21 protein-coding genes are annotated in these 26,346 nt (G+C 39.9%); 14 read left to right on the forward strand and 7 right to left on the reverse strand.

The features are described 5' to 3' along the window. Window positions 1-323 precede the first annotated feature (323 nt). A complete protein-coding gene (locus tag QUE03_RS12380; RefSeq protein ID WP_286261891.1) occupies window positions 324-1,115 on the forward strand; it encodes a S1 family peptidase in 792 nt (263 codons plus the stop codon). Between the two features lie 201 nt (window positions 1,116-1,316). Here QUE03_RS12380 and QUE03_RS12385 read toward each other — a convergent pair whose 3' ends face one another. The 3 genes from QUE03_RS12385 to QUE03_RS12395 all read right to left on the reverse strand — a co-directional run bounded on the left by QUE03_RS12385 (window position 1,317) and on the right by QUE03_RS12395 (window position 2,440). After that, entirely contained in the window at window positions 1,317-1,511 is a 195-nt protein-coding gene (locus QUE03_RS12385; protein ID WP_286261893.1) for a hypothetical protein, read from the reverse strand. Between the two features lie 70 nt (window positions 1,512-1,581). Next, window positions 1,582-1,905 carry a hypothetical protein gene (locus QUE03_RS12390; protein WP_286261895.1) on the reverse strand — a complete coding sequence of 108 codons (324 nt, stop codon included), beginning with the start codon at window positions 1,903-1,905 and terminating at the stop codon, window positions 1,582-1,584. 115 nt (window positions 1,906-2,020) lie between these two features. Continuing rightward, window positions 2,021-2,440 (reverse strand): RidA family protein, encoded by a 420-nt coding sequence (locus QUE03_RS12395; RefSeq protein WP_286261897.1) that lies wholly within the window; start codon window positions 2,438-2,440, stop codon window positions 2,021-2,023. Between the two features lie 963 nt (window positions 2,441-3,403). Here QUE03_RS12395 and QUE03_RS12400 point away from each other — a divergent pair. The 3 genes from QUE03_RS12400 to QUE03_RS12410 all read left to right on the forward strand — a co-directional run bounded on the left by QUE03_RS12400 (window position 3,404) and on the right by QUE03_RS12410 (window position 8,234). After that, a complete protein-coding gene (locus tag QUE03_RS12400; RefSeq protein WP_286261899.1) occupies window positions 3,404-5,608 on the forward strand; it encodes a molybdopterin oxidoreductase family protein in 2,205 nt (734 codons plus the stop codon). A 33-nt stretch (window positions 5,609-5,641) separates the two neighbouring features. Then, window positions 5,642-7,741 carry a DmsC/YnfH family molybdoenzyme membrane anchor subunit gene (locus tag QUE03_RS12405; RefSeq protein WP_434019776.1) on the forward strand — a complete coding sequence of 700 codons (2,100 nt, stop codon included), beginning with the start codon at window positions 5,642-5,644 and terminating at the stop codon, window positions 7,739-7,741. A gap of 79 nt (window positions 7,742-7,820) precedes the next feature. Then, entirely contained in the window at window positions 7,821-8,234 is a 414-nt protein-coding gene (locus tag QUE03_RS12410; protein WP_286261902.1) for a hypothetical protein, read from the forward strand. 26 nt (window positions 8,235-8,260) lie between these two features. Here the strand turns inward: QUE03_RS12410 and QUE03_RS12415 are convergent, their stop codons facing one another. Next, window positions 8,261-9,061, reverse strand: coding sequence for a formyl transferase (locus tag QUE03_RS12415; protein WP_286261903.1), 801 nt, complete (start codon window positions 9,059-9,061; stop codon window positions 8,261-8,263). Window positions 9,062-9,252: 191 nt separating this feature from the next. Between QUE03_RS12415 and QUE03_RS12420 the strand changes: the two genes are divergently transcribed. The 5 genes from QUE03_RS12420 (at window position 9,253) to QUE03_RS12440 (ending at window position 14,787) form a co-directional block, all read left to right on the forward strand. After that, window positions 9,253-9,771 carry a prepilin-type N-terminal cleavage/methylation domain-containing protein gene (locus tag QUE03_RS12420; protein WP_286261906.1) on the forward strand — a complete coding sequence of 173 codons (519 nt, stop codon included), beginning with the start codon at window positions 9,253-9,255 and terminating at the stop codon, window positions 9,769-9,771. 249 nt (window positions 9,772-10,020) lie between these two features. Next, complete coding sequence (locus QUE03_RS12425; protein WP_286261908.1) at window positions 10,021-10,401, forward strand: BlaI/MecI/CopY family transcriptional regulator; 381 nt, start codon at window positions 10,021-10,023, stop codon at window positions 10,399-10,401. A gap of 27 nt (window positions 10,402-10,428) precedes the next feature. Further along, window positions 10,429-11,967 carry a M56 family metallopeptidase gene (locus tag QUE03_RS12430; RefSeq protein ID WP_286261911.1) on the forward strand — a complete coding sequence of 513 codons (1,539 nt, stop codon included), beginning with the start codon at window positions 10,429-10,431 and terminating at the stop codon, window positions 11,965-11,967. 194 nt (window positions 11,968-12,161) lie between these two features. Next, window positions 12,162-13,574: an MBOAT family O-acyltransferase gene (locus tag QUE03_RS12435; RefSeq protein ID WP_286261913.1), complete on the forward strand. Its 1,413-nt coding sequence runs from the start codon at window positions 12,162-12,164 to the stop codon at window positions 13,572-13,574. Continuing rightward, window positions 13,549-14,787, forward strand: a complete 1,239-nt coding sequence (locus tag QUE03_RS12440) for a hypothetical protein (protein ID WP_286261916.1) — start codon at window positions 13,549-13,551, stop codon at window positions 14,785-14,787. The genes QUE03_RS12435 and QUE03_RS12440 overlap by 26 nt, the downstream gene beginning before the upstream one ends. A 69-nt stretch (window positions 14,788-14,856) precedes the next feature. Here QUE03_RS12440 and QUE03_RS12445 read toward each other — a convergent pair whose 3' ends face one another. Then, window positions 14,857-15,603, reverse strand: coding sequence for a DUF6090 family protein (locus QUE03_RS12445; protein ID WP_286261918.1), 747 nt, complete (start codon window positions 15,601-15,603; stop codon window positions 14,857-14,859). A 384-nt stretch (window positions 15,604-15,987) separates the two neighbouring features. Here QUE03_RS12445 and nirB point away from each other — a divergent pair, with 384 nt between their 5' ends. Together nirB and nirD are read left to right on the forward strand one after the other, a co-directional pair. Next, the gene (nirB, locus tag QUE03_RS12450; protein WP_286261920.1) at window positions 15,988-18,603 is read left to right on the forward strand and encodes a nitrite reductase large subunit NirB; all 2,616 of its coding nucleotides are present in this window, start codon (window positions 15,988-15,990) and stop codon (window positions 18,601-18,603) included. A gap of 12 nt (window positions 18,604-18,615) precedes the next feature. After that, complete coding sequence (gene nirD / locus QUE03_RS12455; RefSeq protein ID WP_286261922.1) at window positions 18,616-18,954, forward strand: nitrite reductase small subunit NirD; 339 nt, start codon at window positions 18,616-18,618, stop codon at window positions 18,952-18,954. A 366-nt stretch (window positions 18,955-19,320) separates the two neighbouring features. On the opposite strand, the gene QUE03_RS12460 is transcribed toward nirD, so the two are convergent. Further along, window positions 19,321-20,040 (reverse strand): hypothetical protein, encoded by a 720-nt coding sequence (locus QUE03_RS12460; protein WP_286261924.1) that lies wholly within the window; start codon window positions 20,038-20,040, stop codon window positions 19,321-19,323. Window positions 20,041-20,415: 375 nt separating this feature from the next. On the opposite strand from QUE03_RS12460, the gene QUE03_RS12465 reads away from it, so the two are divergent. Further along, a complete protein-coding gene (locus QUE03_RS12465) occupies window positions 20,416-21,438 on the forward strand; it encodes a GGDEF domain-containing protein (protein WP_286261926.1) in 1,023 nt (340 codons plus the stop codon). Between the two features lie 51 nt (window positions 21,439-21,489). On the opposite strand, the gene QUE03_RS12470 is transcribed toward QUE03_RS12465, so the two are convergent. Continuing rightward, window positions 21,490-22,044, reverse strand: a complete 555-nt coding sequence (locus tag QUE03_RS12470; RefSeq protein WP_286261928.1) for a cytochrome b — start codon at window positions 22,042-22,044, stop codon at window positions 21,490-21,492. Between the two features lie 870 nt (window positions 22,045-22,914). On the opposite strand from QUE03_RS12470, the gene QUE03_RS12475 reads away from it, so the two are divergent. After that, a complete protein-coding gene (locus QUE03_RS12475) occupies window positions 22,915-24,384 on the forward strand; it encodes a NarK family nitrate/nitrite MFS transporter (protein WP_286261929.1) in 1,470 nt (489 codons plus the stop codon). After that, window positions 24,374-26,230: a bifunctional protein-serine/threonine kinase/phosphatase gene (locus QUE03_RS12480; protein ID WP_286261931.1), complete on the forward strand. Its 1,857-nt coding sequence runs from the start codon at window positions 24,374-24,376 to the stop codon at window positions 26,228-26,230. The genes QUE03_RS12475 and QUE03_RS12480 overlap by 11 nt, the downstream gene beginning before the upstream one ends. Window positions 26,231-26,346: the final 116 nt, after the last annotated feature.

Genomic DNA, 26,346 nt, shown 5'->3' on the forward strand with positions numbered 1-26,346 from the left:
CACAGTGAAATAATCATTGGGCTAACAACCAAAGTCAGGCTGCACAGCCCATAACTATTTCATTAAAGGCGACGTATCAAGTATAAAACCGTTGGCAGCGTCTACATATGTTGCCAGTTCATCCCTTCTCAGATCTGCTAACTACTTTAATTTATAGTTCTCTACTACACTAAATCCAACAATGCTGAATTTAACATTTAATTAACCTCACCTTTACGGTGCGGCATTGTTTCGAGTATTTGCATTTCACACATGGTTTCTACAGTAATATTTCCTGTAAAAATCAATTTAAATGAATGAATTAAAATATTTGGAGTTAAATTATGTATAAAAAATTAATAGGGATGGCACTCACCTTACTATTAGCTTTTACACATCAAGCTCTTGCTGTCACTAATGGTGAGCTAGATGGAGATAATCACCCGCATGTGGGTTTACTCATTTTTGACGTAAACGGAGCGCCTTCTTGGCGATGTAGTGGTACGCTACTGTCTCCTACCGTTATGCTAACTGCAGGTCATTGTACCGATGGCGCTACTGGTGGAAGAGTTTGGTTTGACAACAATGAAGCAGACATTCGAGCGAACGGCTATCCGTTTTCCGGTGCAAGTTCTGTTGAATTTAGTGCTGTCCACACCTCACCAGACTACAACCCTGCTGCTTTTTTCTTAAATGATTTAGGCATTGTTATTCTAGATACTCCTGTAATCCTTGAAGAATATGGTACGTTGCCGGACGCAGGGGCACTCAATGCGTTGGCCAAACGTCGCGGTAAACAAGATCAGTCTTTTACTCCTGTAGGATATGGTTTGCAAAGAATTAACCCCGTTTTCGTCGAAGCAAGTTTAGATAGAATGTTTGCTCGTCCCCATTTAATTCAAATTAATTCACCAGGATTTACCGGAGACTTCTCAATGCTACTGTCGAATAATCATGCAACAGGTGGCACTTGTTTTGGCGATTCTGGCGGACCCAATTTTATGGGAACCTCAAATGTCATTGGTGGCGTGACTTCGTTCGGCATAAACGGTAACTGTGCTGGTACAGGTGGTGTTTATCGTATGGATAGGCAGCATGATTTAGACTGGGTAAACATGATGGTGCAAAACAATTAGTATCGGATTTAATTAAATCAGTAAAAACGTTAATAAGAGACGTATTAAAATTGTGTTATCAGCAATTTAATACGTCTTTTAGGTATAAATACCTTATCAAACTAGCTTCACTTGGGGCTATTGGCTCATTACCAAAAAAAGTGGATTCTCTTTCTAACTCTAGATCACCTTGTGTTTATTTCTTGTTATGTGACTTTCAGTTTAAACAATGGTTTTATTCATTACCCATTTGGACGTAAAACCAGCGCTTCCAAAAAGGCATACAACACCTGCTAGCCAAGGTAGTCCTCCCTCCCACCCTGTCCATTTGATTTGAGCAAAACCAAAAACAAATATATACGCGACTAGTGCCCAAATTAATACGACGCTAATAAGATTACCAATTTGAGATGACATCAAAACTCCATTTATTTGTTGATACTGTGACTAATCACATTATGCCCCGTTAAGTGGCTTATTGGGCTTGTTATATTGCTTTTTTATTCAGAATACTTTTGAGGACTTTTAACATCAAATGATCTTTGATCTCAGTAATTATTACTCTGCTAATGACAAGTCCCAAAAACACAGAAAGAACAATAGCCAAAGTAGATAGTCCCCAAAATAAATAGCTTCCACCCAAGAATACAAATATGCAGCTTACTCGTACGATAAACGCAATAGCAGCAAAGCATGGCAAAACGGAGTTCAATTGAATTTCATCTCGAACCTGTTCAAGTACTACGAATTGTTGATCTCTACTTAAGTGGGAAATCTCGTCGAAGCGTTCAATATACTCTTTGATGTCCATAAACTCTCATGCTTTAAAAACGCCTCAACAATGGGCAAAAAATTGCTGGCAAAATAAGCGACTCTGGAAGACAAGCCAGCTGCTTTTTGGGTATTAATTTATTTGATTACTATATTTACGGAAGCGCAACCACAACTTCGATTTCAAGCAAATGCGATTTACTCCAAAGCCTTTTTACTTCAACCCAGCTTGAAGCCGGATATCTGTCACTAAAATGAGCCTTGCGAGTTGTATTAGATGCCTTCAACTTTTCAATATCTGTAGTGAAAATAACCTCTTTAACAATTGCATTTGTTCCAACATTATAATCAGTCAATATTTTCTTGATGGTATTGTAAATATCATCTAGTTGATTTTCAAAAGTTGATTCTTCGCTTGTGATGCCTGAGATATATAAAGTGTTATTAGCCTTAACGACCTGTGAGTAGCCAATATCATTTTCCCAAGAATGATAGCTCTTTCTTTCAATCACTTGGTCAGTCGTAGTGCATCCAAAAAGGAATATCCCACAAGATAAAAGCAGAAATTTATTCATAAAATTCAGCAAGTTAACTCCAAAATCAATAAGTAAATATTCCCCTTTTTACAAAGGGCTGATAGTACTTGTCAAGTAACAATAACACCTAACCTTTTTCTTATGTTTAAACATTAGCGCAATAATAAATAGTTGCAATACAGACGTAACCAATAGCCCAATAATTGACTGATATTCAAAATATTTTTCGGTATAAATGTAAAGTAAAGGGGTATATTTCCTAACACAAAAGCCCCCCTAGGCCATTGCTGATATGCCTTTCATGGTCTTTGACTTAAGCAAATGAAACAACTGAATTATCGTTGCAATCGGAAAGATTATCGCTGGAATATATCCAATAAGCTCAATGAAATTCAATTGAATTTCTCCATCCACCTAACGTCGCTGTATGCGGCAAATTGCAGTAGATTAAAATAAGTGAGGTCCGCCCAAAAGTCCAACTGTTATTTGTCCTTTTGAGTGACTTGTTAGCCATGTTCTATATGTATTACATCATTAACTTCTGTCTTAATTAAGCGCAGCATCATCCATCAGAATCAATGATAAAAGTAATGCAACGGCCAATATTAATAACAAAATAGAGCCGACAAATGCAAACATTGTAGAGATAAAGCCTAATTGAGCTATAAGCGATTGATATGTAATGTTCGGTAAAAGCCTACTGTTGCGCAAATGTATAAAGAACGAAAATAGAGGTTTGTTTTTTCCACCGATTTCTCTTTCTACGTACTTTCTGTTCCAAATAAATCTATTATTTTCTATATCAATTGAAAGGTATTTTTTACACATACCAATCTTTTTGATATGGCAATACGCACCACAATAGAGCAAAAGCACATAGACCGAGCATACTCATTATCATCAAAAAAGCTAACGCATTGTAATAACTAACAATATTACTTGGTTTAATAGTTGCTATATAACTACTAAACGTGCATTAAAGTAAATTATTCAGGATTTTAGATGTTGTTTGGTCGCACCAAGAGAAAACCGATTTCTATTCCGAGCAAGAAAGTTAAAGAATGGAAATATACCACCTGCAATTATTGCTCAACGGGCTGTTCGATTGAGATTGGCCTAGATGAGAATAAAAAATTAGTCACAAGTAGAGGACATGCTGGCGCTGACGTTAATCGTGGCAAGCTTTGCATTAAAGGACTACTTGAGCATGAACTGTTTGAAAGTCCGGGACGCGGTACTACGCCGCTTATTCGCGAAAAGCATTTTGATAACTTTAAGAAAACCACATGGGACAACGCCTTAGACACAACCGCCGAGAAAATAAAAAACATCCAAGAAAAATACGGGCGCGACGCATTCGCTATTATCTCGACCGGACAGCTTCTCACTGAAGAATTTTATACATTAGGAAAGCTCGCTCGTGGCTGTATTGGCACTAACAATTACGACGGGAATACCACACTATGCATGGCATCAGCCGTAAGTGGCTATAAACGCTCATTTGGCTCAGACGGCCCTCCGGGTTGTTATGACGATTTTGATCATACCCATTGTCTTGTGGCATTTGGTTCTAATTTGTCCGAGCAACACCCCATTATTTACTGGCGCTTAAAAGAAGCGTTAGAAAAACGTAAGTTTCCGTTAATAGTAGTTGACCCGCGTGTGACCATGCTTGCGCAATTTGCCGATATTCACTTACCCATTACACCGGGGACTGATTGTGTACTGATCAATTCAATGATGAACGTAATCATTAATGAAGGATTACAAGATCAATCCTATATTGACGCACATACGCAGGGTTTTGACGAAGTTAAAGCCATAGTTCAAGACTACGACCCTAAATCTGCACAGCATATTTGCGGTATCGATGAAGATAAAATCAGAACCGTAGCAAGGTTATATGCTAAAGCGCCTGCGGCAATGAGCATTTGGACCATGGGTATAAATCAATCAACCCACGGCTCTGATGGCGTAGCCAATATCAATAACTTAAACCTCATAACTGGCAACATTGGCAAACCCGGCGGCACCAGTTTATCCATCACTGGTCAATGTAATGCGATGGGTACGCGAGAGTGGTCATCATGCTCTGGCTTACCCGGTTATCGTTATTTAGAAAACGATGATGACCGCCAAGAAATAGCAGAGTTTTGGGGCATAGACCCTGAGTTTTTCCCGAAAAAACGCGGTTTAGCTGAGACAGACATTTTTCCAGCCATTGAAACAGGTGAAATTAAAGGCCTGTGGATTGTTGCCACCAACCCCATGACTTCTATGCCTGATACTGCACGTATTCGTAAAGCACTAGAAAATCTCGATTTTCTAGTTGTGCAAGACGTTTACGAAGACGTTGAAATGAACCAATACGCCCATGTTTATTTTCCTGCCTCGGTTTGGGCTGAAAAAAAAGGCTGTCATACCAACACCGAACGACGCGTTAATTTAATTGATAACGTGATGCCACCTTATGCCGACTCAAAACCTGACTTTTGGATTTTCAACCAAATGGCCAAACGCTTCAACAATGGCCAAGTGATAGACTTTCCAGATGAGCCGGAGCAGGCATTCAATGAAATGAAACAACTGTCTAAAGGGACAAATGCCTACGGCAATGAGAGAATCTTAGATATTTCAGGCATGAGCTATGAAAAAATTATTAAAGCTCGGGGTATTCAATGGCCCTTCAAAGAAGGGACGAAGGGGCTTAAAGGTGAAGCTAGGTTATACACTGATGGCAATTTCCAAACAAAATCAGGGAAAGCCAATTTAATTCCAATTAAGTTCTTTAACAATAATGAGCAACCTTGCGGTGAATATCCGTTTTGGCTAAACAGTGGCCGCGTGGTTGAACATTTTCATACAAGAACGCGCACGGGGAAAATAGGCAACTGCAATAAATTTAGCCCAATGCCGTACATGGAAATGAACCCCGATGCTGCGCAGGACCTTGGCATAGTTCATCAAACATACGTACGCTTAACGAGCCGTCGTGGCGACGCTGTCGTGTTAGTTCAGCTCACCCAACGCGTGCCCAGAAACATGGTTTTTATACCGTTTCATTTTCATGATTGCGTCAATCGCTTAACTCTTGGGTTACTCGACCCACACTCACGTCAGCCCGCATTTAAACAATGTTCAGTACAAATAGAAGCTGTAAACCAAGATGAAGCGGCACGACTGAACGTGGCGCGCAGAGCATTTTAAAAATGCTAAACAAAGCATTAAAAGGTTATAGAAATGGCACTAGAAATTACCGAAATAAATGAACAACTTAACTCTTGTGACAGCTCACAAGATAGCAATTTAATTGATGAGTCCGTACAAAGTTTTGACCCTAGCACGATGTCTGTTGCCGCCGGCACAGCGCCGCTATCGACAGAAAAAAGCCTAGCGCTTGGCACAGAGCAAGATGGCCGTTCAAACCATTGGGAAGTAAGAACCCAAGAGCAAAGTTACGCCCTGCTTAATGATAAAGAAATCGACATTGAAAACCGTTACGGTAAACGCATTGATTTAATTGATATAACAGACCGCCCTATTGCGAAAACTGAAGCTGGGCGATCAATGTTTATCAATGAAAACCCCGAAGTAGGCTCCAACCCAAACCGTAATAAACAACATGGCTTCTTTTTCACAGCAGATAACTGTATTGGCTGTCATGCATGTGAAGCTGCCTGCTCTGAGAAAAACGAAAACCCTGCACATATAGCGTTTCGCTCTGTCGGCTATGTTGAAGGGGGTTCATACCCTGACTATAAACGCATGAACATTTCAATGGCGTGCAATCATTGTGATGACCCCGTTTGCTTAAAGGGCTGTCCTACTCGCGCCTACACTAAACATGCTGAATACGGCGCCGTTTTGCAAGATCCAGAGACGTGTTTTGGCTGCGGCTACTGTACTTGGGTTTGTCCGTACAATGCGCCCCAACTTGATCCGGTAAAAGGTCGTGTGTCGAAATGTAATATGTGCGTTGACCGATTAGAAGTAGGCTTAAAACCGGCTTGTGTTTCTGCCTGTGTCGGTAACGCTTTAGACTTTGGCGTTATTGAAAACACGCCAGAAAACCGTGAGCAATGTAAAACACAAATCCCTGGTTTTCCTGATCCAGAAATTACTCACCCCAATATTCGTTTCCAACAAACTAAAACCATGCCTACTGAGATGAACCGCACTGACTCAATGCCAGTGAAGTACCACAAAGACAAGCAAGGTAATTACAAGCCTGTGGTTGATCAAAAAGTAGGTAAAGAAAAACACTGGAACTTTGACAAACTGAACAGCCGTGAAAACCCGCTAGTGCTGTTTACACTATTTGCCCAAGCCGCCTTTGGTACCTTTTTGATTCCATTTCTAGGTGCTTTGTTAGGGGTTAATGCCTTTGAGCAATTTATTGCTTCAGATATGTTCTTACCTTTAGCCATATTAGCACTGGTAATGACAAGTTTTGCCTTACTGATGAGTGTAACTCATTTAGGAAAACCGCTTCGTTTTTACCGTGGTTTTAACAACCTAAAATATTCACCTATGAGCCGTGAAGGTTTTGGTTTAGCCTTATTTAGCGCCGGTTGTGGACTAACAGCTTTATTTGCTTTGCCGCAAAATCAATGGATAAATGAGCTATCGACGAGCCTGTTAGGATTAAACTTATTAACACTAACTGAAGGACTAGCGCTTGAAAGTATCATAACGGGAACAGGCATATTCGCCCTTGTTTCAGGTTTTGGCGGCTTGTACTACATGAACAAATGTTACCAAATCAAAGCGCGTCCGTTTTGGCATCATATACAAACGGCAACGTCTTTCTCTGGTAATAGTTTGTCGCTAGGTGCTTTTATCAGCGGCGTTGTTGTACTTTCAACATTGGCTGTTCAAGAGCAATCATCTGCCATTTTACTTGAAGCATTGCTTTGTTTCGGCGCTGTATTTGTTTTAGGTTTGGTTACCGAGGCAATTGGTTTAATTAAACATAACCATGACCTTAACCGAAGTGAAAACGAAGGTGGTGCCGCCCATTACATTCAATGCACAACCTTTGGTAAAACCTACACCTTAAGAAATGTATTACTTGGATCAAACATTGTGTTTGCTATTACATTAACCACGTGGACAATTAACAGCGCACAGCTGAGCTTAAGCTTAGCTAGCTTGTGGACGTTGTCTGCATTGTTATATTGTTTCACTGCCGCCATTGGCCGTGCTTTGTTTTACATTTTAGTTATTCCAACAACAATGCCGGGTGCGTTTTTTTGGAAAAACAAAGGATTTGAGCAACATGCTCGCGATATTGGTCTTGCTGACAACCCTGCAACCGGTGTTGCTCCGTTGTGTCATTAACTGACACTATTAACGCGACGCCCCTACGAGCACTTGTTCAATAAGTGCTCTTTAGTTATTGATTTTATATAGGTTTAACATGCTTTTAGACGTAGAAAAAAGTGCAGATAAACTGCTAAACAAAACATGCATCGTTGGACTGAGCTACTTTGATGTTAAAGGTCAGCTATTAAAGCAATCAATGCTCGGTGGGCAAGTGATTGCTTTAGACAAAGAAAACGGTATTACCATTGAGCTTGCCAATGCAGAAAAAGAAAAAAATAAGACGTCAGTAAAAGCGAAGAAGCCAGCTCAGTTTATTATTCCAAGTAATTTACGCTGTTGGTTTGTCGCACCGAAAGGCGAATTCCATACTAGCGAACATCAAGTAAAAATGGTCAATCCGGATTATTTGGTCACGTGGGACATTCATCAAACCAAAGCGGATAAAGCAGATTTAGAACAGCAATGGTGGCAATGGCGACCTAACACCGTACCGCCGCAAATCGGTTAACGCAAATAAACACAGATTCACTAACGCTATAAATAGTGTGCTTGCATAAACTTTAAGTAGCCTTGTTCATTCACGAATTGCCATCCCTTGTCTTCAAAGTCTTTGCATTCTATTGCGCTAGGAAAGGTAAAATAAGAATCGCTTTGAGCTTGAGGTGTAAACCCAAGTTTTTTACCTTCATTGAGTATGTTGATGGCGTCCAAAATATCCTTCGTACCTTGTTTATAAAGTGCTAAAACATGCCATAAATAAGATTTATCACGCTCAACTGACATCGTTGAGATAATAATCACTTTGCCGGTGTCTATTGTGCCATCTTCAATTGCATGAAGGGTTGTACCGATCATGGGCTCATTATTTTTTAATGCCCAAAACGTCGCCATCACACCTTTGTATTGTGGCAGTATGCCTGAATGCAGATTGATGACGCCATGTGTCGGAATATTAATAACGTCTTCTTTTAAAATGCCACCAAAGCGAATTGAAATAATAAGATCAGGCGACAAAGCATTGAGTGTCGCTACACTTTCTGGTGAATTTATACGATTGACTTCTTTTAGCTCATCGCATAGAAAACAGTTTAAGCCGTCGAACCCTTTAAACGCAATGTTCCCTTTTGTCGATAACATTAGCGGCGCGAGCAAGTGATTAAATAAGTCCTGCTCAAAGAATTTAAGCGTCTCTAGTTGTTTCGGTAACGCGCTGTTATTGCCGACTTTTCCCGACAGCCACAAATACACATCATGATTTGCCGAGATTTCAGGCAGTAGCTGATTGAGCGCAAAGTTACTCGCCAAGTCTTTGTTGCAAAGGAATAGTATTTTCATCTTCTAATTCACATGGATAATAGATAGCATCATCGAGTATGTTCAAGACATTACGTACTCGTCCAATAAACGTCAACAAATAGAAAATTGCCAGTCATGAATTTTAGCCTAACTCATAACCCTGTTAGTATCGCTAAACATTTGTTAGTATTCGATAAAATATTTGTAGTAGCTTCATTAGTTTGTGGTCAATGAGAAGAAATAAAGGTTTCACTTTAATTGAATTAATTGTGGTTATCGTTGTTATAGGCATTTTATCTGTCGTCGCATTACCCAAATTTATTAATTTATCAAAAGATACAAGAGTAGCTGTATTAACGCAGTTTAGCGTTAGTGTTAAAGCAGCCAACGATTTGATTTTTTTGAAATCAAAAATGCCTAGCTATGTCACCTTTCCAGTAACCAATCGTCCCGATCTTATTGATATCGATATGGATCGTAATGGCAGTATCGACCTAAATGGTGAAGACTTAAGGTTGATGCACTCATATTTGGATAACCACGAAGTATTCAAGCAAGTTGACGTCTCTGACGAATTTAAACTGTCTGGCGGCAAAGTTTTTGAAGAAAAAGGGGTAAATTTGGTGTTTATCGGCTATGACTTCGATGAAGACAACCAAGTCAGTGACGATAATTGTTACTTCAGATACACACAAGCGCCCTCGGAAGCCGCCGGCCCTGCTTATGATGTAATAGATACTGGTTGTTAGCACTTAATCCAAATATTTTATTTAAGATTTTTCATTCGTAATCCCCTCAACGGTTATTTTCTGCTAGAGTTTAAACTTAAGATTTAGTTTTTTTCGTCCCAATTTTCACCCATCATCCTTTATTTATGCAGGCTTTAAATAGCCTACGATTTATTTGTCCCTCTAAAAACTAATTAATTAGTTGATTACTTTTTCTTCTGTCGCTATAGTATTTAAAACTAATTAATTAGTAGATGGTAAATTAACGACATGGCTAGAAACAAATCAACTCAATTAACCGATGGCGAACAAAGCATTATGGAAGTGCTGTGGAAAAATGGTGAGGCCTCTGTTAGAGATATAGCAACAGCGCTATCTGAGGAAAAACCAACCGCTTACACCACGGTACAAACCTTATGTAAAATTCTCGCGGAAAAAGGCTACGCTGATTTTAGAAAAGAAGGTAAGGCCTTTATCTACAGCCCTAAAATTACCCAAAAAGACGCTCGGCAAAGTGCTTTAACGTCAATGTTGAATAAATTTTTTGGTGGCTCACCAAAAGTTTTAGCACAACATTTAATGCAAGAAACCGATATTGATTTAGACGACTTAGAAGCATTGCAACGTCAAATTGATCAAGCGGATGACTAAGTAGCGTCAACTTAAAGGGCAAACACAATGATCATAGAATATACATTATTAACAACATTGGCATTTCATCACTTAGTGATTGGTGGCTTGCTTATTATTGCCTTGTTAATTTTAAATAAATTTGCTTTTACAAGTGCGGAAACACGCAGTTGGCTATGGATCACAGCTTTTGTTATTTCTACCCTTGTGCCCTTCTCATTAATATCGCCAGATAGCTCAGGCAATAAAGCATTGATTACAACGCCAGATAAAAAGGTTGCTGTTGATAGCGAGACAAACAGTATTGCATTAAATAATGTTGAAATTACTCAAGACAGCAGTTGGCATTTACCGAGTGAAATTGTATTTAACTTTTCTTTCTTGTTAACACTCGCCATTGCCTTATGGTTTGCCGGTAGCCTGTGGCGCTCATTAACGTCATTAAGTACCTTTGCGCGCACACGCCGATTACTCAACTCAACATTAGAAGAAGTGCCTTCACTGTCCTCGATTGTTGATGTGCCTGTATTCACGTCTCCTCAAGTATCGTCTCCTTTAGTGATTGGCTTGTTTACACCAAAGATCATAGTGCCTAACAGCATTACAGAGCAGCTTCATCATGATCAGCTTTCTGCCATTGTTTTACATGAGCACGCTCACATCAATCGTAAAGATAATTGGTTTGGTTTATTTCAAGAGCTAATCGCCATTTTATTTTGGTGGAGTCCGGTCATGAGAATATTAAATAAACAAATTCACTTTGAGCGCGAAATAGCCTGTGATCTGCGAGCAGCAAACCAGTTAAACAATAAAAAACAGTACGCACAATCCTTAGTTGATTGCGCAAAATTAATGGTAACAGAGCAACGGAGTGTACTTGCTATGGGGTTATTCAGTAAGAAAAAAGAACTAAACTATCGTATTGGCGCTGTACTTAAGCATAAAAACAGTAAAGCACCTAAGGCGATGACTATCGCTGTATTATGCAGTGTTTTGAGTATTTCAACGCTGCACGCAACTCAGCTGTTTTCACCTAAAATTAGCATCAAACACACCGTTGCTGATGCAAGACACTACTCGCTCCTTCCTGAAAAAGAAAGTATTCAGTTAATCAATGCCGTAGCTAGAAATGACATTGACACCATCAAAACGATGCAAAGTGACGGTGTAGATATCAATATCCCTGTCATTGGTGATGGTACAGCGTTAATGATTGCAGTCAAAAACAATAACCGACATATGGTTGATGCATTAATAAACCTTGGCGCTGATGTTGATCAATCCTCCAGCGGCGATGGCAATCCGCTGATTGTCGCGGCAATGTCTAATAATATCGAGCTAGCACGTGTGTTATTAGACAACGGGGCGAACGTTGATGCGATAGTCCCTCGAGATGAAACCGCACTGATCAACGCCAGTTATCGTGGATACTTTCCAATGACTCAGCTACTGGTGGAGTATGGCGCAGACGTCAATTTGGCAGTGACCACCGGTATGTCTGACGGCTATCAGGTGCGCTCTCCACTTAATCGAGCTGCAACGCAAGAAATCAAAGATTTCCTCGTTGCTAATGGAGCCGCCAATTAATCAGATACCTACCCAAGCAATGGGATCACGTTAGCCAGAAGCGCTAACAAGCTAACTTATTAAACATAAAAAATTTACTTCAACCTTAGTTGGAGTAGCCAAACTCAATTTAAATAAAGGGAAAAGCATGACAACATTAATAATTAAATCATCTGTTTTTCAAAGAAATAGAATACTTTTACAAGGAAGTAACCATGATATTTAACACACCAATATTTTTTTGGTTCTTTAGTATATTTATCCTCTTTTATGGATTTGCATTTTTAAAACAAACACCGCGGGTGTATTTGATTCTCGTCGGCAGCCTAGTATTTTACGGTGCTTGGAATTACAGCTTTATCCCGTTATTAGTCGGTAGCGGTATCGCCGATTACTTTATTGCTCAAGCGATTTTTAACGCCAAAACTAAGCAAGCGAAAAAACGCTGGTTAATGGCGTCACTGGCAATCAACCTTGGCTTACTAGGTTTATTCAAATATGCGGACTTCGCTTTGCAATCGGTCGCTGATTTACTTGCTGTCTTGGGCTATCAAGCATCAATTCCTACGTTGTCTTGGGTATTGCCTGTTGGTATTTCGTTCTACACCTTCCAAAGCTTAAGTTACACCATTGACGTGTACCGAGGGGACATGAAACCGCGCAAAGGCTTAGTCGAATTTGTAGCTGCTCTCTCGTTCTTCCCACAATTGGTTGCTGGCCCGATACTACGTGCTAAACAAATTCTGCCGCAAATGCACGCTATTGCCCTGCCTAAATGGGACGCGATTAAACATGGTTTCTTACTGATTACCGTTGGTTTAATTAAAAAAACCGGTGCCGACTTACTCGCGATACCTGCCCAAAAAGCATTTGAGGCTAAAGAAGCGATCAGTACTTTAGAATTATGGACTGGTGTGTTGGCTTTTGCTGGACAAATCTACGGTGATTTCTCTGGTTATACCGATATGGCGATTGGTATTGCTTTGATACTCGGTTTTAGCATTCCACTTAACTTTAGGGTGCCATACTTTGCAATATCACCTGTTGATTTCTGGCGCCGCTGGCACATTTCGTTATCTTCATGGTTACGCGACTACCTGTATATTTCATTAGGCGGAAATCGCAATAACAACCGCACACGCAATGTATTTTTAACCATGCTGTTAGGTGGGCTGTGGCACGGTGCTGCCTGGACATTTATCGCTTGGGGTGCATTTCATGGCGCTATCATTACCGCGACCCACTATTTAGCAAATTTACCCATATTCAGCCGTTTTAATCAATCAAGCGCAAAAGTCGTAACGTTTGTGAAATGGGCGATCACCTTTTATCTGGTATTGATTGGTTGGGTTTTCTTCAGAGCTACAGATATCGGCTCTGCTTTTGACATTATTTTAAACCTCCATTTACTAACCAATACTGTTGCCGCTGGTAGTCATGCAATGACGATATTTGTTATGACGGCGGTTTGGGTATTGCTAGTTCATGTCATGGATTTTTATGTCATCAAAGGCGCTGACAAACTAGAAAACAAGCCTTGGCTATTCTGGTTACTAATGGCACTAGGACAGGCACTTTGTTTATTTATAGGGGAGCCGAGCAATGAGTTCATCTACTTCCAATTCTAATGTTACGGACAATTTAGCAATGACAACGACTAACGACAGTTCATCACGTAAAATTTACGCAAAAGCAGTATTGGCAATCGGATTATGTTTAGCGATTGCCATGGCAGCAGTAAACTCATATTTAGACTCGCTAGGTGTTCGGCAACAAGGTGTATTAGGCCGAGTCACTGAAGCAAGAGAAGCCCTACCTAAAATAATCGCTGAGCCTAACGAGCTGGTGATGTTTTTTGGTTCATCAATGACTAGGGCGGGGTTTTCACCACGTAAGTTTGACCGCGACTTAAAAGCACAAGGCAAAAGTATCACCTCGTTTAATTACGGTTTTGGTGGATTAAACCCCTATTTTCAGGATTTTTTATCTCGTCGAATCGCTGATGAATTTACACAAAATGATCGCCGTTTAAAATTAGCGATGATTGAATTTAATCCTTTTCAAACCACACAAACCCGTTGGAATGGCGCAAAACCAGTCATTGACTCGTTTCTTACGTTACTTGCTAGTGATAAAGAGTTACTGGAAGTCACCAAGCAAGATCTTACCCGCGGTATCCACTTGTTCAACGTTAAATATATACGCGGCAATATATCAGCGGAAATCATCACTTCATTTTTTGGTCGAGAACTGTTTCCTCCGCAAAGACATCAAACCTTTAAAGATGATGAAGAGACCATCGCAGAGCAACGGCGACTGGGCAATCTACTCAATGAAAAATTTGAACAAGAATATCCAGACTTTGATAACGCCGCATGGAGCTACGACTGGCGCGGTGCGGGTACTATTCCAGAAGAACGCTCTAAAGAAACACTAACGTTATTTGAGCAATATTATGCAGTAACCCAAACCGATGCAGCGATGAAAAACGACCGCCTAAGCCGTATTCGAAGTGCAGATATTGAAGATCTAAATTTCGAACCATTACTGGTGGAGAGCTTTATCAATATTGTTAAAAACTTCCAGCGGTTTTCAGACAACGTAGAGGTGATCATGTTGCCGCAAAATACCAAGTGGATCACCAACACAGCAGCGGGTAAAAAACGACTAGCAGATGTGGTTAAACAAATAGAACAGGCAACGGGCATCAAAATAGCTGACCATCAGCATATTGAAGAGATCACCCCTGCAATGTATCGAGACACAACACATTTATCTCGCTATCGTGGTGATATTGCCTATACCGATTATTTAGTTAAGCAGTATGGCGACGTATTGTAGGAGCTAGCTAATATGCGGTCATTGCGCGTTATTGAGCCATGACCGCAGCACATCCCTTTACTCTTTGTCTTAATTGTGATTTTCACTGCAATTTTCATTTTTCAAAGCCGCACAAACCTCAGCAACACTCTCCTGGAGGCCTTTAAGCTTTAAAATTGTTATTCGAGCCGCTAATAACCTATTTTGCGCTAAGTTTCGAAATGCTAATTCATCGAATAAAGGTGTAATGTAAGTTGCTACCTCATTAGGTGTCACTTCTCTTTCCAAGTCTTGAACATTGTTTTCTACGTCAGGTCCATTATAGCTAAAAAGATGCATGGGAATGCGCTCCGCTAAAAATGGGATCGTGCGAAGGTTAATGGTGTCTAAAGCCCATTGTTGAGTACTCTTTAAGCTTTGTAAGTCAATCCTATAAAAGGCCAGCGCTTCTCTTAGTTGGTGATTATTTATTTTATTTAACTCTCCTGATGATACTAGACTGTCTACTGAAGCTATTGGTGGAATATAAGTATAAATTGTTGATAAATAATTGATCATTTCACGCAATTGGCTGGGTTCCAACGTTTGGACCTCAGCATCAGGCATCAAAATTAATTTCACCATTGTCTCAACAACACTGTTTTTATGCTTAATGCTCGACTCCAGGCCGTCATAAGTTTTCTCAAAATCTTTTTCTAAAGCTGAGATCACAGACTTACGGCTCTGATTTTGTTTGTATACGTCCCAATACGAATCGATTGAAAATGCAATGAGAATACTCGATATGATTACTAGGGTTTCGATGACAAATTTCTTTAGGGATTCCTTGTTAATCATATGAGGCACTCGCTCAATCTAACTTTGATATACACAATACTAGTTCAGATAGGTATAAATGCTGCGTAAGAAAGGGGCCCTAGTACTTAAATTCCAACTATTTAATATGATTATTCCGAAATACACATCGAGATTAGCGCAATCATTTCAAACAAGTTTTCTATCCAGCCAATCGCTCAAAGATAGTGCAAATTCCCACCATACTAGTGCACCCAACATGCTATCACTATCCGATAAACCACATAACCACTTGTAAATGTTAAATAAAACCATATGGCACCGTGTTTGCTCTACAGAAATAAAGCCAAAACATTATCAAAGAAGTAATGATGGATACACGCGATTAGCTTCTGCGTGAAATTGTCAAAGTTTAGGAAATAAAATATGAGTGCACAAAAGTCTACTTTATCTAGAAAACAACGCATTGTGGTAGTCGGTAACGGCATGGTTGGCCATCATTTCGTTGAACAGCTTGTTCAAGAAGATCCAAATCGAGATCAATACGATATTACCGTACTGAGCGCTGAATCAAGGCTCGCTTATGATCGCGTGCACCTTTCTGAATATTTCTCAGGCAAAACCGCCGATGACTTGGCGTTAACGACGCCGCAAACTTACCTTGACTGGCAAGTAAAATTTCACCTTGATGCTAAAGTGACTTTAATTGATAAGCTCAAAAAATCAGTGAGAACCCTATCAGGAGAGGTTTTTGAGTATGACAAGCTAGTGTTAGCTACCGGCTCATTTCCTTTTGTACCGCCTATTCCTGGTAAAGAAAGAGAGCATTGCTTAGTTTACCGCACTATCGACGATTTAGACGCCATTCAAACGTCTGCCAACAATGGCAAAGTGGGTGTTGTAGTCGGTGGAGGATTGCTTGGTTTAGAAGCTGCAAATGCCCTAAAAGAACTCGGACTTAAAACTCATGTTGTTGAATTTGCGCCACAGTTAATGGGCGTTCAGCTAGACCAGTCTGGCGGTCAATTATTGAGAAAGAAAATTGAAGATTTGGGGGTAACAGTTCATACCGAGAAAGCAACCAAGGTGATTGTTGATGGGGAGGATTGCGTTCATCGCATGGAATTTGCAGATGGTACACATTTGGAAACTGATCTCATTTTGTTCTCTGCTGGTATTCGCCCCTATGACAACCTTGCCCGAGATTTTGAACTCACCGTCGGCGAACGTGGAGGCATTGTTGTTAACAATGAATGTCAAACGTCGGACGAAAACATCTACGCTATTGGTGAGTGCGCCCTTTGGAATAATTTCATCTATGGATTAGTCGCGCCCGGCTATGCCATGGCAAAAGTTGCGGCAAGCGACATTATCGGTGGAGATAAAAAATTCACCGGTGCAGACATGAGTACTAAATTAAAGCTGATGGGGGTTGAAGTAGGATCTATTGGTGATGCGCATGTTAAAACACCGGGCGCACAATGTTTCACATACCAAAATGGTCGTGACGATATTTACAAGAAAATTGTTGTAAGCCAAGACGGTAAAACGCTGCTTGGCGCCGTATTAGTTGGTGACACCAGCGAATATGACTCATTATTGCAATACGCACTAAACGGCATTGAATTACCTGAAAATCCAGATGGATTAATTTTACCCAGCAGTGGCGAGAAGCCAACACTTGGCGTTGATGCTCTACCTGATACTGCGACCATATGTTCCTGTTTAAACGTAACTAAAGGCGATATTGTTACCGCCATTGATGCAGGCGCAACCGATGTTGGTGCAGTGAAGTCTTGTACCAAAGCTACCTCAGGCTGCGGTGGTTGTGCGGCACTGGTAAAAACTGTCACTGACGCAGAGTTAGAAAAACGAGGCGTTGAAGTCAGTACCGATATTTGTGAGCATTTTGCTTATAGCCGTACAGAGCTATTTCATATAATCAAAGCTGAGAGCATCAGAAACTTTGAAACCTTGTTAGAAAAGCATGGCAGTGGTCTTGGTTGTGAAATTTGTAAACCCGCTGCTGGCTCAATCTTGGCCTCAGTGTGGAATGACTACATCCTGCAAGCAGACCACTTACCACTACAAGATACTAACGACACCTACTTAGGAAACATGCAAAAAGACGGTACTTATTCCATCGTACCGCGTATGCCTGGCGGTGAAGTTACCCCTGACAAGTTAATTGTTATCGGTGAAGTAGCTAAAGAATATAACTTGTACACCAAAGTCACCGGTGGTCAACGTATCGACTTATTTGGCGCACGAATTGATCAACTCCCTGACATATGGGAAAAACTGATTGCGGCTGGTATGGAGACAGGTCACGCCTACGGCAAATCATTACGTACAGTTAAATCTTGTGTCGGTAGTACTTGGTGTCGCTACGGCGTTCAAGACAGTATGACCATGGCTATATTCCTTGAAAATCGCTACAAAGGTTTGCGTTCACCACACAAAATCAAATTCGCTGTATCTGGTTGTACCCGTGAATGTGCGGAAGCGCAAAGTAAAGACATTGGCGTTATCGCGACAGAAAACGGTTGGAACTTATACGTCAGTGGTAATGGCGGCATGAAGCCTCGTCACGGTGATTTATTCGCAACTGACTTAGATGATGAAACGTTAGTGAAATACATTGACCGTTACTTAATGTTTTATGTCAGAACAGGCGATCGTTTACAACGTACCTCTGTTTGGTTAGAGAGCCTTGAAGGTGGCCTTAAATATTTGCAAAAAGTGGTGATTGACGACCATTTAGGCGTTAATGCTGAGTTAGAAGCGTCTATGCAAGCGGTGATAGATACTTATCAATGTGAGTGGAAAACAACTATTGAAGATCCTGCACAGTTAAAGCGCTTCCGCCAATTTGTTAATTCTCAAGAAATTGACAAAAACATTGAGTTTGTTACCGAGCGCGCGCAAATTCGTCCTGCACGTGGTATCGAGAAAAAATACAAAGGCATACAAATTCAAACGGTTGACGTTACCGAACACCAAACCGAGCAGCAAAACGAGCGTGAAACTGAAACAGCTTAAGGAGTTATAGCTATGACAACCGAACAAAATTGGCAAACTATCTGCCACAAAAATGATTTAGTAAAACATTCAGGTATTTGTGCTTTACTCGAAAACGAAGAACAAATTGCAATATTTCAGTTAAACGAAACAACCGCGTACTCAGTCAGCAACTGGGATCCTATTGGCCAAGCCAATGTACTATCTCGCGGTATTATTGGCGATAGTCAAGGAGAGTTATTTGTTGCATCGCCACTATACAAGCAGCGTTTTTCTTTAAATACTGGACGTTGTTTAGATGATGAGAGTATTACGATAAAGAGTTATCAGGTGCGAATTGTTGAAGATAAAGTTCAAGTTAGTTTAATCTAGTATTTATCAGCGCCTGGAGAATTAATCTAGGTTTTAATAATAAAAGAGCTGAAAATGAAACTATCGGCTCTTCCTTTTTAAGCACTTAAGCTATTGGCTTTAATATCAGACACAATGCCTCATTGCATAGATAAACATATCCATATTTAGTCACAATTTTCCCAGCTAGGTATAAAAATTAGAGTTTTCAATTACAAAACAGGCATCACAATTCCATATACTTTGTGTGCGAAGAAGTTTTGAAAAAAGTTGATTTTTAAGAAAAATTGTTCAATTTATAGCGAAATTTACTTTCTTGGATATAGACCAATTTCCGGTAAAAGATAAATATCCACATTAAAATAATGTTTAACTTAATAAATCATTTTATTGTTGCCAATGCACTATTTGCACATTCCCCTCTGTAAGATATTTCATATGAAGTAATCCACCCTCTTCCATATAAAACTCTAATGGTATATTGAGTTCTTGGGTGAAATCGCTACTCGAGCCTTGAAGAAACGAAATAAAGTAAATATTTCCTCTCACAATGATTTGCCCACTGTATTGATCATAAATTTCGTTTCCATAGTCATCAACAATCCAAACTTGAGAGTTCCAGTTAACGCTATTGGCGGTATGTTTTGAGAAGGTAAGGCGGCCGTTTACTTGCATTGGTACCATGTAATCAATACCGTTTTCTTGAATGCTTGCTAATTGCCACGAGCCTTGTGGAAAAGCAGTGCTTTGTGCAGTGCTAGGCTTAGTGTCTTGACTTTGTGATTGCTGTATGGCTTCTACAGGAACCGGCTTCAGCGTTTCAACAGGTGCTGGTTGTATAGTTTCAATGGGTACAGGCTGGTTATTATTTTCTACCCTCACAGGACTTTGGCGTTCATCAATATTGTCAGGCATAAACCTTGGTAAAACTAATAAGCCAACACCAATAATAATTAATATGACTGATGGGTTACTGACATTGAGCTTTATGCCAAAACCTTCTACATGGTTTTGGCTGGCTTCTTTTTTACCTGAAACAAATAAAAAAAGCCCGATGCCAATAAGCACGATTCCGATTAACATCACTAAAATGTCTGAAACGCTCATGATTACATCCCTTTATTCTTTTTAAGAGTATAGGAAAGCTTTAATCATAAATAAATCTCAAGAAAATAAGGACTGTAGACCTAAAATGAAAAATAGGCTTTTAAATGTTTGCTCTATCTTAAGGCGATTTCCCCACTGGCTCCTTTTTAAATAATTAATGACAAGGGTCACTATATTAAAATCGATGTTTTATTGATTGATACACGATAAACACAAATAAAACACAAAATTAACAATAACTTTACATTGATGAGTGACTGCGCTTGTTGTTAAAATACTTCCTCATAAAAATAATAAATTAATATCATTGCTGTATTAATTATTTCCAAAGAATAGTTCACTGTATTAATTGTTTTCAAGGGACGAGGGATATCAATGGTTAACGGAGATGACGTACAGTATGCAACCGATCTAAGTGAGCGTGTTTTAGGTTTTCTTATAAGCCAAAATATAGCACCAACACCAATAAATTATTCAGTTATATATCTTTACTATAGCAATCAAAATAAACCGTTAAAGACTGAAATCACCAAGCAATTAAGTGCTAAAAAGCCTGTCGATGCCGTTTTTCTTGAACACCTGTTTAATAGCTATATTTCAAGTAATGAAAGGATTGATCAAGACATTTTAATTCCTTTTGAAGGTACATTGAAAAGAACGCTTTCTCAAATCAATACCCAAGTCGTTAACGAAAACAAAATTGCACAGAACTTAGTCTCAGCTGATAAAGCACTTTCAAAATTAGACGGCCATCAACCACTGCATAAAGTCGTTAGTTTTTTATTGAGTTCAATAGATAAATCCAAGGGTCAACGTAAATCATTGACTGATGAATTAACAAGAACGTCTGAAGAGGTAAATTTACTTCGAGCACAATTGGCGGAGTCTAAACAAGAGGCTCAAATTGATGTATTAACTGGGCTATTCAACAGACGGGGCTGTGATAACATGTTGCAAGCGCTCGATCGTAAGCAGCCGCACTCATCAATCATGATTGATATCGACCATTTTAAAACGGTAAATGATAAATTTGGTCACTCCGTAGGTGATAAAGTCATTCAAAAAGTTGCCTCTATCATTAAAAAGCACATTAGCTCAGAAGATATCCCCGTGCGATATGGTGGTGAAGAGTTTATTGTTGTGATGAAGAACAAATCACAAGAAAACGCCCACTTTATTGCCGAAAAAATTCGCATATCTGTAGAAGAGTTAAAACTCATTCAACGCCAATCTAATACCTACTTGCCACCAATGTCAGTATCTATTGGCATTGCAGAAAGAGGAGCAAGTGACGATTGGCCTTCACTATTTGAACGAGCAGACAAAGCATTATATCAAGCAAAAAGTTTAGGCCGGAATCGTTGTGTTACTGCTGAGCCAATGGCCGACCGCGCATAGCGTGGCTGGCTCTAAACTTAAAATAACTGCAATACAGTTTTGAATAAACAATTAGCTGTTTTTAAATGAAAACATACGTTTAATAGTCTCATCTTTGTCAATGACATGATGCTTAAAGGCGCCAACGATATGCAAAATTAGCGTAATGCCAACAACCCACAATAATGTAGCATGCACTCTGCGCCCTACACCGGCAACCATCTCGTTTACTGGTATTTTATCACCGGTTATCGCATCAATGGATTGAGCGACAATTTCCAGCCCAAATACACTTAAACCGTTGCCTCCACCGATGGACATCGCTAAGCCAGATAATGGAAATAAAAGAGTTGAAATGAGTAATACCCAATGAACACCCTTTGCCACTGCATGTTGTATCACTGAGACATTACCTAGGGGAGTCGGCCAACCTTGTTTAAATCGCCAATACACGCGGAAACTTGCCACGAATAAAAGAAGAGTGCCAAATGATTTATGTATTGGGTAAAGCGCAAAAACTTCAAACTCCTCCATATAATAACCAACAGTCATTAAGCAAATCATGGTGAGGGCAATAATGAGGTGAAGGACTTTAGTCCTTGACGAAAGACGTACGCTGCTCGACATATTGAATTTTCCTAACGTTAAAATATTGTATGACAAAAACCTATTTGATTATAAAAGGATTCTATGAAATATAGACCGATCTGTAAGCGAAATTTACATTTCTTTAAATAGTGTATCAATCAAATAATGAAAATCACTTAATATTGCAGTTAAAGATAAATCGATTACACTGAATTGTTCAACTTAAGTGATTACATTTGCAAAGGAATTGCTATGAGATATATCCCCGCTCTGCTATTGGGCCTTGTATATTTTTATGTGCTTAATTATGCTTTTTATTTCGCGGGTAAATACTCCCCTATAATTGATTACCTCGGTGCGAACCCAAACCTAAATCATAATAGTAGTGAATATTGGTTACTAGGCGTGCACGACGCGATGCTGATAATCATTGTTAGCACCTTAATGCTTACTATTTATAGGTACTTGTTAGCAAAGTTTCCTTTTAATTTGTTAGCTATCGTTTTAATGCAATTAGTAGTATTTACCCCAAACGTAATGTTTACAATAGCGTTATTTGATTTTGACTCTGTCAAAAGTATTTCAGGAATTATAGTGAATGTTACTTCGTTAATATCATTGCCTTTAATTTATTTAGTCATGAGAAAGAAACCGAGTAGTTTTACCGTAAAATAATAATTAGGCAGTTATACTGCGGCTTACAGTCTGCGCTTTCTTCTTTTAATTCTACTTTTCGGTTACGCACAATTTAAGTGCATACGCACCACATCAATCGTATTTTTTCTTTTATCTCGTCACAAAACAAACGCAACCAATTGTTATATATAAATAAAATATATTTTATATTCTGGCATCTGCTTTGCAAAATTCTGTTCAGTGAAAAATTAAAATGATCAAATGGAGTAATCGATGAGCGGACAAGCAGGAATTAAGTTATTGTCTTTTACCGGCAAAATGAAAATTCTACATTTAAGTTGGATGGCTTTTTTCATCACATTTGTGGTGTGGTTCAACCACGCCCCTTTACTTGCTGTAATTGGCGACAGTTTAGGGTTGAGCGCAAGTGAAATTAAAACACTGCTAATTTTGAATGTGGCACTAACTATCCCAGCCCGTGTCATCATTGGTATGCTTACCGACAAATATGGGCCAAGATTAGTTTACGCATTAGTGCTCGCACTGTGTGCTATTCCATGTTTTATGTTTGCCTTGGCCGATACCTTTGAACAAGCGGCCATTGCGCGATTTTTGTTGGGCTTTATCGGCGCCGGGTTTGTGATTGGTATTCGTATGGTCAGTGAGTGGTTCCCCGCAAACGAGTTGGGTACAGCAGAAGGCATATACGGCGGCTGGGGTAACTTTGGCTCTGCCGCAGGTGCTATGTCACTGCCGACGATCGCGTTGCTATTTGGTGGTGAAGATGGCTGGCGCTACGCTATCGGATTGTCAGGTCTATTAAGCCTAGTGTTCAGCGTTATTTGGTACATTAATGTTACTGACACGCCAAAAGGATCGACCTATTTCAAGCCTAAACAAACTGGCGCAATGGAGGTGACTAGCATCAATGATTTTTGGTTACTGTTAGTGATGAAGCTGCCAATGTACGGCGCTTTAACACTACTAACATGGAAACTATCTCCTGAAGGTGTCAGCTTGTTATCAGAGCAAACCTCTCTTTTAGCTTATATAGCTCTTGCCCTACTGTTTGTGTTTGAAGTTAAACAAACCTATAAAGTAAATAGTCATGTGTTTAAGACTCCCGTTCCTGAAATTCACCAATATAAGTTCAAGCAAGTTGCCGTACTGAATATCTTGTACTTTGCCACTTTTGGATCTGAATTGGCGGTTATTTCAATGTTACCCTTATTTTTTGCCGACGTATTCGAATTAGACATGGTTTATGCTGGTCTTTTAGCTTCGCTTTACGCGTTCATGAACTTAATGTCTCGACCTGGCGGCGGTTACATCAGCGATAAGTTTGGCCGTAAAAAAACATTATTAATTTTAACTGCGGGTTTAGCGGCTGGCTATTTAACCATGTCAGCAATAGACAGCTCTTGGCCATTATTTCTTGCTGTACTTGCGGCGATGGCATGTTCATTCTTTGTTCAAGCAGGTGAAGGAGCCGTTTTCGCGGCAGTGCCACTGATCAAACGTCGCTTAACGGGACAAATCGCGGGGATGACCGGAGCTTATGGCAACGTGGGTGCGGTAGTATATTTAACAGTTTTGTCTATGGTAAGTTACCAAACATTTTTCCTCGTAATTGCCGCGACTGCCGTGGTTGGCTTTATCACTTTATTGTTTATGGAAGAGCCTAAGGGAAGTATGACTGAAGTGAGAGAAGATGGAACTGTAGAGCTGATCAGTGTCACATAATATATCTAAAGCAAGCTCGCATACCGCAAAACAGGTACCCTTTGAGCCTACCGCAACAGTTAACGCCGCTGAAAAGATATCAAAAGCGCAGTCTTCTGATAGCTTACAGCTTAGTTTTGGTGGGTTTTCTTGTGCGGGTAAGAAGGCAGACAATCAAGATGCCTTTGCCGCGTTTTGCCCTCGTCCGCATGAAATGGAGGCTAAAGGTGGCGTTGCTGCCATTGCCGATGGTGTATCAAGTGCTTCAAAAGCGGCAGAGGCCGCTCAACTTGCAGTGACACAATTTATTGAAGAGTACTACTGCACACCTCAAACATGGTCAACACGAAAGTCTGCTGCGAAAGTGCTGACGGGGCTAAATCAGTGGCTGTATTCTCAAACTGACTCGATTGCATCATCAATACATAACCGAGATGCTAGTCAACAATGGCTAACCACCTTTACCGCTTTCGTTGCTAAGTCATCTACTGGCTATGTATTTCATGTTGGCGATACAAGGCTATATCGTTTTCGACAAGGACAACTGGAACAAATTACTCGCGACCATAACAGAAAACAAGGTCAAAAACGCATGATTTTAACGCGCGCACTGGGTGCTGATCCTCGCCTTGAAGTCGATTTTCATGATGTTGAAATACAAAAAGATGATATGTATTTGCTCAGCTGTGACGGGGTGCACGATTATTTATCGGATAAACAGATAAAGCAGATATTATCGACGATAGATTTATCACAAAACGTCTGCAACAGTCGCTTAGAACAAGTCAGTAAATCCTTAACTGAACATGCCCTCAACGCAGGTAGCCACGACAACCTCAGCGCATTAGTCGTGCATATTACCCGCACGCCCAACCGTGCAATGACCGAAGTTGAACGAGATTTACGTGACAGAGTTATTCCACCAGCATTAAGCGTTGGTATGACACTTGATAGCTATAAAGTGTGCAAAGTGATCCATGCTAGTATTCGTTCACACTTATATTTAGTTGAACACATTGAAAGCACTGAGAAAGCAGTACTTAAAGTACCTTCAGAGAACTTCAGTGACGACAGTCTATATTTGCAGGGGTTCATCCGTGAAGCGTGGGTTGGCGAGCGTATTCAGCACAATCATATTATGCGCATTCAAAGTGCGCCTAGTGACTCTAAATTTCTGTATCACTTGTGTGAGTATATTGAAGGCCAAACCCTCACTGAATGGATGCACGATAACCCCAAGCCCAGTATTTCACAAGTCAGAGATATTATTGCTCAAATCATCTTGGCATTAAGGAAATTCCAACGATTTGAGCTAGTTCATCGTGATTTAAAGCCTGATAACATCATGATCGACGCTGTTGGCAACATTAAGCTAATTGATTACGGCACGGTTTTAGTCGCATCATTGGAGGAAAACAATGACACTATTGAAGAAACCATGCCACAAGGTAGCCTTAATTATATTGCCCCTGAAACCTTATTAGCGCTTAAAGCAAATCACCAAAGTGACCTGTTTTCTTTAGGCGTTATTTGTTTTGAAATGCTGTGCGGTGAACTACCCTATAAACCGATGCAGCGGGCGCAAATAACCCAACACAGTTACTCGGATTGGACATACCGGTCAATCAAACAATTTCGTCCGGATTTACCTTTTTGGTTAGATTTATGTTTAAAGCAGAGTACCGAGGCAGATCCAAAAGCAAGGTTTCAAGCGTTTTCTGAATTTTCTGCTGATTTAAACAAGCCCAGTGCAAGCGCGCTAGAAGAATACAAGAAACAACCCTTATTACAACGTAATCCCGTTATGTTTTGGAAAGGGGTATCACTAATATTGGCCATTAGTTTAGTCATCACGTTGAGTATATAATAATGAACGTTGCCCCCTAAAACTTAAGTTTAGACAGCGCCTTTCATTCTTATTCTACAAATTTCATGGTTCATTAAATAATGATGAGTTGTTAATTACTTAAAAAAACATGAGCT

The sequence above is a fragment of the Thalassotalea atypica genome (assembly GCF_030295975.1).
In the GTDB taxonomy this organism is placed as follows: domain Bacteria; phylum Pseudomonadota; class Gammaproteobacteria; order Enterobacterales; family Alteromonadaceae; genus Thalassotalea_F; species Thalassotalea_F atypica.

Bases quoted from the DNA above. Each gene is read 5' to 3' on its own strand.
- QUE03_RS12380 (WP_286261891.1), top strand. From the start codon at position 324: ATGTATAAAAAATTAATAGGGATGGCACTCACCTTACTATTAGCTTTT.
- QUE03_RS12385 (WP_286261893.1), bottom strand. From the start codon at position 1,511: ATGTCATCTCAAATTGGTAATCTTATTAGCGTCGTATTAATTTGGGCA.
- QUE03_RS12390 (WP_286261895.1), bottom strand. From the start codon at position 1,905: ATGGACATCAAAGAGTATATTGAACGCTTCGACGAGATTTCCCACTTA.
- QUE03_RS12395 (WP_286261897.1), bottom strand. From the start codon at position 2,440: ATGAATAAATTTCTGCTTTTATCTTGTGGGATATTCCTTTTTGGATGC.
- QUE03_RS12400 (WP_286261899.1), top strand. From the start codon at position 3,404: ATGTTGTTTGGTCGCACCAAGAGAAAACCGATTTCTATTCCGAGCAAG.
- QUE03_RS12405 (WP_434019776.1), top strand. From the start codon at position 5,642: ATGGCACTAGAAATTACCGAAATAAATGAACAACTTAACTCTTGTGAC.
- QUE03_RS12410 (WP_286261902.1), top strand. From the start codon at position 7,821: ATGCTTTTAGACGTAGAAAAAAGTGCAGATAAACTGCTAAACAAAACA.
- QUE03_RS12415 (WP_286261903.1), bottom strand. From the start codon at position 9,061: ATGAAAATACTATTCCTTTGCAACAAAGACTTGGCGAGTAACTTTGCG.
- QUE03_RS12420 (WP_286261906.1), top strand. From the start codon at position 9,253: ATGAGAAGAAATAAAGGTTTCACTTTAATTGAATTAATTGTGGTTATC.
- QUE03_RS12425 (WP_286261908.1), top strand. From the start codon at position 10,021: ATGGCTAGAAACAAATCAACTCAATTAACCGATGGCGAACAAAGCATT.
- QUE03_RS12430 (WP_286261911.1), top strand. From the start codon at position 10,429: ATGATCATAGAATATACATTATTAACAACATTGGCATTTCATCACTTA.
- QUE03_RS12435 (WP_286261913.1), top strand. From the start codon at position 12,162: ATGATATTTAACACACCAATATTTTTTTGGTTCTTTAGTATATTTATC.
- QUE03_RS12440 (WP_286261916.1), top strand. From the start codon at position 13,549: ATGAGTTCATCTACTTCCAATTCTAATGTTACGGACAATTTAGCAATG.
- QUE03_RS12445 (WP_286261918.1), bottom strand. From the start codon at position 15,603: ATGATTAACAAGGAATCCCTAAAGAAATTTGTCATCGAAACCCTAGTA.
- nirB (WP_286261920.1), top strand. From the start codon at position 15,988: ATGAGTGCACAAAAGTCTACTTTATCTAGAAAACAACGCATTGTGGTA.
- nirD (WP_286261922.1), top strand. From the start codon at position 18,616: ATGACAACCGAACAAAATTGGCAAACTATCTGCCACAAAAATGATTTA.
- QUE03_RS12460 (WP_286261924.1), bottom strand. From the start codon at position 20,040: ATGAGCGTTTCAGACATTTTAGTGATGTTAATCGGAATCGTGCTTATT.
- QUE03_RS12465 (WP_286261926.1), top strand. From the start codon at position 20,416: ATGGTTAACGGAGATGACGTACAGTATGCAACCGATCTAAGTGAGCGT.
- QUE03_RS12470 (WP_286261928.1), bottom strand. From the start codon at position 22,044: ATGTCGAGCAGCGTACGTCTTTCGTCAAGGACTAAAGTCCTTCACCTC.
- QUE03_RS12475 (WP_286261929.1), top strand. From the start codon at position 22,915: ATGAGCGGACAAGCAGGAATTAAGTTATTGTCTTTTACCGGCAAAATG.